10 protein-coding genes are annotated in these 12,495 nt (G+C 72.8%); 2 read left to right on the top strand and 8 right to left on the bottom strand.

The annotated features are described in order from the left end of the window. Nucleotides 1–56: 56 nt before the first annotated feature. Nucleotides 57–1,943, bottom strand: a complete 1,887-nt coding sequence (locus tag ABT127_RS31915) for a hypothetical protein (protein ID WP_351457652.1) — start codon at nt 1,941–1,943, stop codon at nt 57–59. 90 nt (nt 1,944–2,033) lie between these two features. After that, nucleotides 2,034–5,141 carry an alpha-N-acetylglucosaminidase gene (locus ABT127_RS31910; RefSeq protein ID WP_351457650.1) on the bottom strand — a complete coding sequence of 1,036 codons (3,108 nt, stop codon included), beginning with the start codon at nt 5,139–5,141 and terminating at the stop codon, nt 2,034–2,036. 129 nt (nt 5,142–5,270) lie between these two features. Here ABT127_RS31910 and ABT127_RS31905 point away from each other — a divergent pair, with 129 nt between their 5' ends. Next, nucleotides 5,271–5,690, top strand: a complete 420-nt coding sequence (locus ABT127_RS31905; protein ID WP_351457647.1) for a hypothetical protein — start codon at nt 5,271–5,273, stop codon at nt 5,688–5,690. Nucleotides 5,691–5,753: 63 nt separating this feature from the next. Here the strand turns inward: ABT127_RS31905 and ABT127_RS31900 are convergent, their stop codons facing one another. From ABT127_RS31900 to ABT127_RS31875, 6 genes are all read right to left on the bottom strand, one after another. Then, a complete protein-coding gene (locus ABT127_RS31900) occupies nt 5,754–7,277 on the bottom strand; it encodes a DUF1996 domain-containing protein (RefSeq protein WP_351457644.1) in 1,524 nt (507 codons plus the stop codon). A 166-nt stretch (nt 7,278–7,443) separates the two neighbouring features. After that, nucleotides 7,444–8,094, bottom strand: coding sequence for a response regulator transcription factor (locus ABT127_RS31895; protein ID WP_351457641.1), 651 nt, complete (start codon nt 8,092–8,094; stop codon nt 7,444–7,446). Beyond that, nucleotides 8,079–9,344 (bottom strand): sensor histidine kinase, encoded by a 1,266-nt coding sequence (locus tag ABT127_RS31890; RefSeq protein ID WP_351457639.1) that lies wholly within the window; start codon nt 9,342–9,344, stop codon nt 8,079–8,081. Before ABT127_RS31890 ends, ABT127_RS31895 begins: the two co-directional genes overlap by 16 nt. Before the next feature lie 134 nt (nt 9,345–9,478). Continuing rightward, nucleotides 9,479–10,039: a winged helix-turn-helix domain-containing protein gene (locus ABT127_RS31885; RefSeq protein WP_351457637.1), complete on the bottom strand. Its 561-nt coding sequence runs from the start codon at nt 10,037–10,039 to the stop codon at nt 9,479–9,481. 315 nt (nt 10,040–10,354) lie between these two features. Next, nucleotides 10,355–11,386, bottom strand: a complete 1,032-nt coding sequence (gene glnII, locus ABT127_RS31880; RefSeq protein ID WP_351457634.1) for a glutamine synthetase — start codon at nt 11,384–11,386, stop codon at nt 10,355–10,357. A 154-nt stretch (nt 11,387–11,540) separates the two neighbouring features. Next, nucleotides 11,541–11,906 carry an arsenate reductase family protein gene (locus tag ABT127_RS31875; RefSeq protein WP_351457631.1) on the bottom strand — a complete coding sequence of 122 codons (366 nt, stop codon included), beginning with the start codon at nt 11,904–11,906 and terminating at the stop codon, nt 11,541–11,543. A 126-nt stretch (nt 11,907–12,032) separates the two neighbouring features. Here ABT127_RS31875 and ABT127_RS31870 point away from each other — a divergent pair, with 126 nt between their 5' ends. Next, nucleotides 12,033–12,311, top strand: coding sequence for a hypothetical protein (locus ABT127_RS31870; protein WP_351457628.1), 279 nt, complete (start codon nt 12,033–12,035; stop codon nt 12,309–12,311). The last annotated feature ends 184 nt before the right edge of the window (nt 12,312–12,495 follow it).

Here is a 12,495-nt window from a genome sequence, read left to right as displayed (position 1 = left end):
GCAGGGGTACAGCCCTTTGCGGCGACTTTCTTTACGTGATCGTCAGCAAGGGTCGCTCACTTCAGGGTCGCCACCGTCGCACCTCCCGCGGTGCGCCCGGTCAGCGACACCTTCGCCCCCCGCGCCACCTTCACCGCCAGCAGGTTCCCCGGCACCGTGGAACCGGCCGCCGTCACGGAGTCGACCTTCTTGCTGCCCGCAGCGACCAGGTACCAGACCCCGGCCCGCGACTTCCAGCGGACGCCGGCCAGGACCAGCGGATCGCGGGAGCCGCACGCGGGCGAGGTCTGCGACTTCGCGGCGACCACCGAGGCCGTCGCGCCCGGGGTGCGGAACAGGCCGAGGGTGCGCGGGCTGCCGCCCTGCCAGGTCTCGGCGCGGGTGCACACCCACTCCGCGGTGCCGTTGGCCTCGGGCAGCTCCTGCCGCGCGTACGACCAGGAGTTGACCGAGCGCACCCCGTGCGAGCGGGCCGCGGCGAGCGAGCAGGCGGTCGCCGCCCAGTCGGCGGGCACCGAGTCGTGCGGCGCGTCCGGGCTGCCCGTGGTGAGGTGTGCGGGGACGAGCTCGCCGAGGTCGGTGGTGAGCCGGGTGCCGGTGGCATCGGTCAGCGCCAGCGCGTTCCACGACGTGCAGGACCGGGAGAGGGCCGGGCTGGCGAACGGCGCGGTGGCACCGTCCGCCGACCGGGACAGCTTCTGGGCCGCCGCGTCCGGCTTCAGCAGATCGTGGACGGACGCGCCGGTCACCCAGGGGGCCGTCAGATAGCGGACGTTGCCGTCGGAGCGGTCCAGGACGACCGCGCCGGACTGTGCGGCGTCCGCCCCGTCGACCCGCGCGAAGTCGAGGGCGGCGCCGCTCGTCCCGCTCGTCGGCTCGGCGTAGCGCACGACGCGCAGACCGTCGTAGAGGACGACGACCCGCGCCTGGTCGATCTCGCCCGCGTACAGCAACTGCGCCGGTCCGGGCGGGGCGCCCGCCGCCGTGCCGGGCGTCGCCGAGACCTGCACGGCCGGGCCGGGCCGCGCCCACACCGCGAGGGCGCGCCGCAGCAGGCCCGTGTCGTCGGCGAGCGACCCGCGTGCCGGCCACACCGAGAAGTCCACGCGCGCGGAACTCTGCCAGGCCGTCGGGGCCACCCGCGTCAGCTTCGCCGGATCCAGCGCGGCCTGCCCCGCCGGATTGCGGGCGTACGGCGGCGCCGCCGCGCCGTCGGGACCCCAGCTGTCGCGCCCGGGCAGCCCGAGCAGCGCCCCGCACACCACGAGCGCGGCGAGCCCGGCGACGGCCGCCTTCGCGTGCTGGCGGCGGCGCATCAGATCGGTGGGGCGGGCGTGCAGGGAACACGGGTCGAACTCCGGGGAGGCGAGCAGCGCGGGCTGCGGCTCGACCGTCGCCGCCGTGGTCAGCGCCGTCGCAACAACCTCGGGGGTGCAGCCCGCGGCCAGCAGCGTCGCGCGGACCGCGGTGTCGTCGAGCCGCTCCAGACCGCGCAGCACGTACGCGGCGCGCGCCGGGCCGTCGAGCGCGGAGAGCTTCTGGTCCAGCGCGAGTTCATCGGCGCCGCCGGACTTCGGGAAGAGCCGCAGCCCCCACACCTGCGGCAGCAGCGGCGGCAGCTGGGCCCGCTTGGGCCAGGCGGCACGGCGCAGCGGAAGCCCCGCCTCCAGGGCGCTGCGCAGCACCCGCAGCCGTACGTACCCGTACCCCGGGTCGCCGCCGGCCGTCGGCGTGGACTCCGTCCGGCCGCGGGGCAGCGCCCGCTGCGCGACGGAGTGGGCGGTGAGCACCCGGCGGTTGCGCCCCAGGCCGGGCGGCAGCACCAGATAGGCGAGCCGGACCAGGCGCGGATAGTGCTCGACCAGGGCGGCCTCCGCCTGCTCGACGTCGATCACGTCGGCCGGGGCGGGTGCGGCGGGGGACGAGGGCTCGGATTGCTGCACCTTTGACTGCACGCTCAGCTGAACGAGCGAATCATGGGATGGTCACAGCGTCCCGCCCCCGTCACCGCCGCCGCGCACGGCGGCCGGCCGCTACGTCAGCTGCCAGCCGCTGAACTCCACCGTGCCGCGCGCCCCGTTCCCGCCGTTCGTCGCGCTCATGAACAGGCCCACGTCCTGCGTCGCCGCCGCCCCCGTCAGGGCCGCCGTGGCCACGGTCCGCCAGGTCGCGCCGCCGTCGGTCGAGCACGCGCCGGTGACGGAACCCCCGGAGCGGGTCAGCCGCAGCAGCACCGGGGCCTTGATGCCCGTGATCCGTTTGTACGTGTCCAGCGTGCCGTCACCGTTCGTGTCGTAGGAGAGCACGACCCCGTTCGCCGGGGTGACCGACAGATTGACGAAGCCCGCGGAGCCGGGCGTGGCCAGCGCGTTGCGCACGATGATGCCGGCCCGCGCCCAGGCGCCGGTCACGTCCTGGCTGTCGACGCGGAGCACCACCGACGTGCCGTCCGTGAAGGCGTCCGGCCGGTACACCGTCCCGAACTCCGTCGTGCCCTTCCACAGGTCGGCGCCGCCGCCGTCGATCGCGAACGCGTCCCCCAACTGCCCGGAGAACGCCCCGTTGTTGGTGTACGTCTTCCAGCCCCCGTCCAGCGGGCCCGCCTCGAACAGGGTGCCCCGGTGCACGGCGGTGATCCGCTCCGCGCCCGCGGGCCCGTAGGCGACGTCGATCTCGTACGGCAGCGGGCGCAGCGGCTTGTCGAGCGGGGTGGCGGGCGCGCTCGCCCGCCAGGCCACCGTGCCCGTGCCCGCCGGGGCGACGCTCCTGAGGTGGGTGGCGCCCTCCGGCTCGGCGTCGAGGCCCTTCAGGGTGAAGTCGACGCGGCCCGTGGCGCGCAGCCCGTTGACGTTGTGGAAGGTGGCGGCCACCCGCGCGTGCCCGTTCGGCGGGAACGCGGGCGGCTCCGCCGTGACCGTCACGGACCCCTGGTAGGGGGCGGCCGCCAGCACGTCACGGACCCGGGCGGCCGTGCGGTACGCGTCGCCGTACGGGCGCAGCCGGTAGTCCTTCGTCTCCCGCGTCCACGGCTCCTCGAACGCGAACCAGTCCACGGCCGCCGGCGCGCGCCCCGCCGCCAGCGCGTCCTGGAGTTCGTCGAGCCACTTCTGCCAGCGCGGCAGATAGAAGTCGGCCATCAGGCCGTGCCATTCGCGGTTGCCGTACTCGTGCAGATTGCCGGGGTCGGAGGTGGCCCGGTCGCCCCACACGGTGATGAGCACCTTGGCGCAGCGCTCGAACTCGGCGCGCTCCGCGGCGCTCGTCGCCAGGTCGCGGGCGTCCTGGATCCACGGGCCGAGCAGGAACGCCGGATGGGTGCCCGTCACGTCGTCCGACAGCCGCATCAGCTTCAGCCACAGCGTGGCGAGCGCCTTGAACGTCGCCTGGTCCTTCGCCGCGTACGCCGCCTTCAGCTGGGGCAGGAGCTGGCGGCTGCGGTGCGCGAGGGCCTGCCGGGTGACGTCCACGAGGTCGTACTTGTAGGCGGAGCTGCCCCGCAGCCCGGCCGCCACGCCCAGCAGCCCGGTGAGCGCGGCGTCGAACCGGGCCGGGTCGTAGGCCAGGGCGCGCGGCGCGTAGTAGGCGGCGCGGTCGGCGGACAGGTCGGGGCGGGCGGCGAACAGCGAGTCGTGCGGGTCGGAGCGCTCCACCGCCTTGTGCTGGTACGCCGTCTCGTGCAGCGCCTGCCAGGCGGCGCGGGCGGCCCTGTCCCGGCCGCCGTACCGGAAGTCGGCGTACCCGGCGAACCACCGTGCCCGGTCCAGGCCGCCGTCCGTCCACGCCAGCTCGGACCACAGCTCGAAGGCGGCCGGATCACGGTCCGTGCCCTCCGGCATGAACGCCGTGCCCGCGAGCGCGCTGCCCGGCTTGTCGCGCCACGCGAAGAACTTCTCCTGCCAGATGTGCGCGCGGGCCCCGATCGTGGTGCGGCCACCGAAGTTCGGGATGGTGCCGAACGCGTACGGGGTGCCCGCCCAGTCCTTCTCCCGGTCGGTGACCGACGTGTACCGGTCCGAGACACCGTCGACGATCAGCATCCGCTCCTTGTCGACGGCGGCGATCAGCTCGGGCAGCGGGTTCGCCTCCCAGCCGAGGATCACCCAGGTCGCGTCCGGCCGGTGCGCGCGCAGCGCCGTCTCCACCCCGCGTGCCGCGTCCGGCACCGGCACGTCGCCCGCGGTGCCGCCCTCGTGCAGCAGGTCCATCTTGAACGCGTCGATGTCGCCGAACAGGTCCCGCTGGTGCCCGTAGAAGGACGCCGCGACCTTCGCGAACGACTCGGTGCGCGGGTCCAGCCAGTCCGGCCGCTGGAAGCCGTGCCAGACGCCCTGCGGCACGACGTGCGCGTCCCCGCCGTTGCGCTCCACGAACCCCTTCGGCACGTGCCCGTAGTAGCCGGGCATGACCGGCCGCATGCCGAGCTCGCGCAGCCGGTCGACGATCCTGCGGCCCAGCGCGGCCCGCTCGGCGATCAGTTCGGCCGAGAGCGGGCCGCCGTACCCGTACAGGTTCTGCAGCAGCCACCACGGCTGGTGGGACGGGGCCGGCAGCCACGCCCGCGATTCCTCGTCGCTGTAGCCGAAGTCCTTCAGGACACGGTGGTAGACGGCCTCCATGCCGGCGACGACCAGCACCTCGTTGCAGCCGTGCAGCGCCAGGACGTCCAGCTCGCGCTCCCAGTACGGCCAGCCGGCGAACGGCGCCGTGTAGCCGTCGTTGGTGTCGTTCAGCGCGAAGCGGTGGGGCAGCGACGTCGATCTCTCCAGCGGCTGGGACGGCGCCGGCAGCCGCGCGGGCAGGTCCAGCTGGCTGCCGTTCCACGCGATCTGCGCCCCGCACGTGTACTTCAGGTACCAGTGGACACCGGCGAGCAGCACCGCCGGGGTCGTCCCGTACACCTCGATGCGGCCCCGTGTCCCGGAGACCCGGAAACGGTCCACGCCGCCTCGCGCCGCGACCAGGGTGAGCCGGAACTGGTCCGCATGACGGGGCAGTTGCCGTTTGAGCGCGGCGCGCGCCGCCGACGTATCAAGGGCCTGAGCGGCATGTGCGGCCGGTGCGCCAGGACCCATTCCGAGGGCCGAGCCGAGACCGATGGCACCTGCCGTGCCGATGACCGTGCGTCGCGTTGGCGCGGACATACCTGCTACCCCCTGTGCGTCACGGATGGTGCGGCGCACGCTAACCGGGTGCAGGTCCGTGCTCAACGGTGCGCGCGGAGCTGGCGGGAACACAACGACCGCCGGACACGTACCGGACAGGAGAGCGCGATGAGGAAGCTGCTGGTGGCAGGGGTCGTACTGGCCGCGGCCGCGGCCGGATGCACGTCGGGCGCGGCCCACGACGACGCACCGAAGATCCCCCGAACGGCCACCGGGACGCTGGAGCAGATCGCCCGTCGGGCAGGCTGCGACCCCGAGGTCCAGACCGACGCCGCCGAACTGCGCCAGGCGACCTGCGGCACCGGCACCGGACGCTACGTTCTCGCCACCTTCGCCACCGACCGCGGCCAGGCCGAGTGGCTGGACGTCGCCGACGACTACGGCGGCGACTATCTCGTGGGCCGTAAGTGGATCGTGGTCGGCCCGGACGCGGTCGTGACGAAGCTGCGCGGCCGGCTCGGCGGGACCGTGGAGCGGGTCTCCTCGCACCACTCGGGGAGTAGCGGTGGTGGGGGTCACGAGGAGTAGCCCGGCTCCGGGCACACGGGTCACCACTGAACCGGCCGCGCAGCGGCCGGGAGGGGCGGCCGGTCAGTTACACCGGTCGCCCCGGTTGATGCAGTTCGTCGCCCGCTGCATCAGCTGGTCGGAGAAGACGTTGATGAAGTCGTCGTGGTCGGTGATCGGCTTGTGCAGCTGCTCGGGGAAGCCGTCGACCGCGTACGGGTTCTTCACCTGACCGTTCGCGATCTTCGGCGCCTGCACGTCGTAGACCAGCCGCATGGTCAGCTGCGGGATCGCCTTGAAGCCGGCCTGGCAGTTGCCCTGGGCGTCGGCGAACGCCACGTGCGTGCGGTGGTTGGCGCTGTCGGTGTTCTGGCCGTCCCAGCAGCTCTGGAACTTGAAGCTGCGCACCACCTGGCTGCCGCGGGGGCAGATCGGGTACTTGTCCGTCAGCTGCCGGTTCTCGAAGCCGGTGCAGCTCCAGTGCGCGTTGGCGTTCGCGGTGCCGTTGGTGAACGCCTTGGCGTCACCGGTGATGATGCGCAGGAACTTCGGCATCGCGACGACCTTGCCGCGCGGGCTGCCGACGAACTTGATGCTCGCCGTCCGCGCCTGGAGGATCTTGCCGACGTTGCCCTCCTTGCCGCCGCCGTCCTGGTTCGCGTCGGCCTCCTGCGTGCCGTCCTGCACGCGCAGCACCGGCCAGTAGTACGTCGACTTGTCGCCCTGGTTGCGGCAGCTGGTGGCGGCGCCCGCGAAGGTGTCGTTGCTCGCGAAGGCGTTGTTGCTCTGGTTGCCGACGTAGTCGTGCATGTGGTGCGCGCCGTTGGTGACGCCGGGGGCGACGATCACGTTGTCGCTGTTGCGCAGCTTGTTGGCGTTGGTGCCGCAGGCGGTGGTGAAGGTGCCGGTCGACGCGGAGCGGCCGTTCCTGGCCTGCTGGACGTTCGGCCGGACCTTGGTGATGTCCTGGAAGTCCGCCGCCACCGGGCCGCCCGCGGTCCCGCCCTGCTGCGGGGGCGCCGAGGCGGCGGGCGCCGACGGGGCGGGGGCCGAGGCAGCGCCGGCCTGACCGGCGGTCTGATCGGCGGACGGGGCGGTGGACGGGGCCGGGGAGTCGCCGCCGTTGTCGTCCGTGGCGCGCTGGGTGCACTGCGCCATCCCGCCGAGCCCCTGCGGCGCGCTGCCGCCCGAGCGCCGGATCTCCTGTCCGATCCGGTCGAGGGCGGCGCCGCGCTTGGCCTTCAGCGGGCCCAGGACGCTGTTCTCGACCCAGCCGGGGTCCTGGGCGGCGGCGGCCCGGTTCTGCGCGAGGCGCTGGTAGGCCCGGGTGATCTGGGTGTCCATGGCGGCCAGTTCGCCGTCCACCCGGCCGCGGGCGCCGTCCGGCACGTCGGGCAGCGCGGTGCCGACGTCCGGACAGTCGATGGTGGTGGTCTTCGCTACGACGCCGCTGCCGCTCTGCTGCCCGGTGTCCGCGGAGTTCTCTTCGTGAGCCTGCGCGTACACGTTCACCGCGACCAGCCCACCTCCGCCCAGGAGCAGTGCGGCCGACGCGATGGTCATGCGCGTCGCCAGCGATGAGCGCCTTTTCCGTGAGGTGCGTCCCATGGGACTACGTACGCAAGGGCGGGCCCGCGTGTTCAAAGGGGTCCGGGATTTTGCCTTCCCCGCCTTGGGCAGTCCGCCGTGCGGCGCCGTTCGCGGGTGCGGGCCCGGTGGGGGCTGGTCGCGCAGTTCCCCGCGCCCCTGGCGGGGCGGACAGGGGCCCGCATCCTTACGGGGTGCGGTCCAAGTAGGCCAGGACTGCCAGGACCCGGCGGTTGTCGTCGTCCGAGACCGCCAGGTCCAGCTTCGCGAAGATGTTGGAGGTGTGCTTCGCGATCGCCCGCTCGGTGACGACCAGTTGGGCCGCGATCGCCGCGTTCGACCGGCCCTGGGCCATCAGCTCCAGGACCTCCAGCTCGCGCGGGGTGAGCCCGCCCAGCGGCTCCTGGACCGCCCGCCGCGCGAGCAGCTGCTGGATGACCTGCGGATCCATCGCCGTACCGCCCGCGGCCACCCGCCGCACCGCGTCGACGAACTGCTCCGCGTCGAACACCCGGTCCTTCAGCAGGTATCCGACCCCGCCGGTCCCGTCCGCCAGCAGCTCGCGCGCGTACAGCTGCTCCACGTGCTGGGACAGCACGAGCACCGGAAGCCCGGGCCGCGCCCGCCGAGCGGCGAGCGCGCACTGCAATCCCTCGTCGGTGTGCGAGGGCGGCAGCCGGACATCGACGACGGCGACGTCCGGCGCCAACTCCGCCAGCGCCTTGGTGAGTTCGGGCCCGCTCTCCACGGCGGCCGCGATCTCGAAGTCGTACGCCTCGAGCATCCGCACGAGACCGTCCCGCAGGAGGAACAGGTCTTCGGCTAGGACAACACGCAAGGGATCTCCATGGTCACCATGGTCGGACCGCCCGCGGGGGAGCTGACGGCGAGGACACCGTCGAATGTAGCGAGCCGGCGCTCCACCCCGCCGAGCCCGCCGCCGTCCCGGAGCACGGCGCCGCCCTGGCCGTTGTCGGTGACGGCGACGCGCAGGTGGCCGTCGGTGTGGCTGATGTCGACCCATATCCGGTCCGCGCCCGCGTGTTTCACCGCGTTCGTCAGCGCCTCGCTGGTCGCGAAGTACGCGGCCGACTCCACAGGGGCCTCGGCCCGGCCGGACAGGCCGACCTCCACCTCCGTCGCGACGGGCAGCCGCAGCGCCAACGCCCTTACGGCATCGCCCAGTCCGCGCTCGGCTAGCACCGGCGGATGGATGCCGCGCACCAGGTCGCGCAGTTCGGTGAGCGCGTCGGCGGACGACTGCCGGGCCTGCGCGAGCAGCGCCTTCGCCCTGGCCGGATCCTTCTCGATCAGCGCCTCGACGGTGCTCAGGTCCATGCCCATGGCGACGAGCCGGGCCTGCGCCCCGTCGTGCAGATCGCGCTCGATGCGGCGCAGTTCGGCCGCCGAGGTGTCCACGGCGTCGCGCCGCGTCTCGGTCAACACCGCGACGCGCGCGGCCAGTTCGCCGTCGGCCGGGGCCAGCACGGACCGCGTCAGGAGGAAGTGCACCCGCAGCAGGGCGGGGGCGGTGCGGAGCCCGGTGGCGAGGAGCGCCGTCGCCAGCAGGGCCGCCAGCAGCGCGGACCCCTCACCGCTGATCGGCACGAACCCGTACCACCAGCCGACACGGGAGCCGTCGGTGAAGACCCGCCACAGGCCGGCCGCGAGCGCGTATCCCTCGAGCGGATAGAGGACCAGCGCCGCGGGCAGCAGCGCCGTCACGAATCCGGCCGTCATGTCGACGAGCAGCCACCGCAGATCCCGCCAGGTCGCCGGATCGCCGAGCAGCAGCCGGCACCGCTCCAGCTGCCCGACGATCCCGCCGCGCAGATGGCCGGGGAACGGCCGGTACGCCGCCGGTATCCGGACCCCGCACCACTCGGCGGCGACCACTCGCCGCCAGTTCGCCCAGTGCCGGACGAGGGTGAGGACCCAGGGTGTGGTCAGGGCCCCGGCCCCCACCGGTACGAGGGCGATCGAGACGACGGACAGCACGAACAGCGTGATCGATCCGGCGAGCCCGACCGCGGAGAGCACCAGCCCCCGCACCCCTGCCCCGACGGCACCCCGTACCCGCGCACCCATCCCGCACCCCGTCCCGCTCCGCTGCCCGTGTCACGCTGTCCTCACAGTGTGGCCGCCGCGGGCGGCCCGGGGCAGTGGCGCGGGCACCCGTCCCCGGGGGTGTACCCAGCACCACCCCCGGAGCGGGTGAGGGCTCAGCGGCCCGCGGGCGGCGCGTACTTGTAGCCGACCCGGCGCACCGTCTGGATCACCTTGCGGTGCTCCGCGCCCAGCTTGCGGCGCAGCCGGGCGACGTGCACGTCCACGGTGCGGCCGTCGCCGACGTGCCCGTAGCCCCACACCGTGGTGACCAGCTGGTCGCGGGAGTGCACCCGGTGCGGATGCGCGACGAGGTGCGCGAGGAGTTCGAACTCCAGGTAGGTCAGGTCGAGTTGGCGTCCGTCGACACTGGCGGTGCGCTCCGCGCCGTCGATGCCGATCAGGCCGTCGCCGTCCGACCGGACGGCCGGCTCCGCGGCGGCGGGCCGGGGCGGCAGCAGCGGCTGCTGGTCGGCCGGTACGAGGACCAGGTAGCCGATCATCGGCGGGTTGCCCGGCAGGGTCGGCAGGGTGTGCGGCGGCGCGGGCAGCAGGGTGGCGCCCGGCGGCAGGAACTCGGAGACGTCTACGAGGCGGTCCACCTCGTCACTGCCGACAGCGCGCAGCCGGGTACGGGCGGGGGAGGGAGCGACGGAGAGGGAGCGGGCGTGAGACATGAGTGGTCAACCTTCGCGCGAGAAGCCGTCTGGGAAAGGACGTACGTCATGCACGCGGACCGAAGGCCGTCCTGCTCGCGGTGCGAGCGGCGGCTTTAGAGGGCCTGCGCGTTCACGCGCGGCAACACACCCGGTCGAAGTCGTGGTGCTGCCGGGAAGGCCAGAACGGCTCAAGGTCGTGACGACGACCTTGCGCGGTGATGTTCTGGAAGCTGGCCATACCCGTATTGAAGCAGATGGAGTACGCGAAAGAGAGGGCGCCCGCACAAGATGCGGACGCCCTCAAGCGCTTCATGGCCGAAACTCAGCCGTCTCTCAGACCTGGCCGGCCTTCTCCAGCGCGGAGCAGCAGGTGTCGACGAGGAGCCGGGTGACGACGTACGGGTCGACGTTGGCGTTCGGGCGGCGGTCCTCGATGTAGCCCTTGCCGTCCTTCTCGACCTGCCACGGGATGCGGACCGAGGCGCCGCGGTTCGAGACGCCGTACGAGTACTCGTTCCACGGGGCGGTCTCGTGCAGGCCGGTGAGGCGGTCGTCGATGCCGGCGCCGTAGTGCTTGACGTGGTCGAGCGGCTTGGAACCCTCGCCCAGCGACTCGCACGCGGTGATGATCGCGTCGTAACCCTCGCGCATCGCCTTCGTCGAGAAGTTGGTGTGCGCGCCCGCGCCGTTCCAGTCGCCCTTGACCGGCTTCGGGTCGAGGGTCGCGGAGATCTTGAAGTCCTCGGCGGTGCGGTAGAGCAGCCAGCGGGCCACCCACAGCTGGTCGGAGACCTCCAGCGGGGCGAGCGGACCGACCTGGAACTCCCACTGGCCGGGCATGACCTCGGCGTTGATGCCGGAGATGCCGAGACCGGCCTTCAGGCAGTTGTCGAGGTGGGCCTCGACGACGTCACGGCCGTGGATCTCGTCGGTGCCGACGCCGCAGTAGTAGCCGCCCTGCGCGGCGGGGAAGCCGCCGACCGGGAAGCCGAGGGGGCGGTCGCCCTCGAAGAAGGTGTACTCCTGCTCGATGCCGAAGATCGGCTCCTGCGCGCCGAACTCGGCCTCGACCTCGGCGAGCGCGGCCCGGGTGTTCGACTCGTGCGGGGTCATGTCGATGTTGAGGACCTCGCACATGACGAGTACGTCGTCGCCGCCGCGGATCGGGTCCGGGTACACGGCGACGGGCTTGAGGACGCGGTCCGAGGCGTGGCCCTCGGCCTGGTTCGTGGACGACCCGTCGAAGCCCCAGATCGGCAGCGCGTCCAGGCCGTCCGGCGAGCCGGCGATTATCTTCGTCTTCGAACGAAGCTTGGCCGTCGGCTCGGTGCCGTCGATCCAGATGTACTCAGCCTTGAACGTCACGGGGCCACATCCTCTAGGAGCGGGTCTCTTTCTGGCCGGAAGCATGTCAACGGGCGATTTCCCGTCGGTTGCCCGTCTGTGAACCCCGTGTTACCGGGGCCGCGCGGGGCGGGGGGTGGCCCGTGAACTCGTATGCGAAGGCTCCGCTCCTGTCCTAGCCGCGCCGGGCCAGCGCGTCCCGTACCGCCTCCTCGCTGCGGGCCACCACCGCGGTGCCGTCGTCGGCGGTGATGATCGGGCGCTGGATCAGCTTCGGGTGCGCGGCGAGGGCCTCGATCCAGCGGTCCCGGGCGGACGCGTCGCGCGCCCACTCCTTGAGGCCGAGCTCCTTCGCGGCGGCCTCCTGGGTGCGGGTGATGTCCCACGGTTCGAGCCCGAGCCGGCCGAGCACGGCACGGATCTCGTCCGGGGTCGGGACCTCCTCCAGGTACCGGCGGACGGTGTAGTCGGCGCCCTCCGCGTCGAGCAGGGAGAGCGCGCTGCGGCACTTCGAGCAGGCCGGGTTGAGCCAGATTTCCATGGGGCCAACGGTACGCGAGAGACACCGTCAACTGGGGCTTGGCCAGCGGCTTTTGTCAGTGGTGAGCAGTAGAATAGAAGCAGTGTTCGAGAGCTTCGGGGGCTCTTGAGAATGCGCGACAGGAGGATGCCCGTGCCCGCTGCCGCACCCATGCTGATCGATCTTCCGTACACACCAGTGGCGAAGAAGGCGCTGCCCGCGGGGCAGCCCCGCGACTGGTACATCACGCACAACCGTCGCCTCAAGGCCATGCGGCTGGCGATCGCTCTGCTCGACTCCGGCGTCTACCTTCCTCAGCAGGCCCACAACCGAAGGATCCGTGCCACGGCCGAGCTCGTCGGTATCCATCCGCCGTCCGACACGACGTGTCACATGGTGCGGGCGCTGATGCGGTACGCGCGCTGACCTGTGCCTTTGCCGTCCGGCAGCCGGGAAGTCTCCGGCCGCCGGACGCTTTCGTCCCCGGCTGCGGCCCGGTGGGGGCTTCTCGCGCAGTTCCCCGCGCCCCTGAGGCATGCGCTGCGCGCAGCCTCCCCTGAAGGCCGCAGGCCTTTCAGGGGCGCGGGGAACTGCGCGACCAGCCACGACG

Origin of the sequence: Streptomyces sp. NPDC001904, assembly GCF_040297005.1 — a bacterium.
Lineage (GTDB): Bacteria > Actinomycetota > Actinomycetes > Streptomycetales > Streptomycetaceae > Streptomyces.
This window is presented reverse-complemented; position numbering and strand designations above follow the sequence as displayed.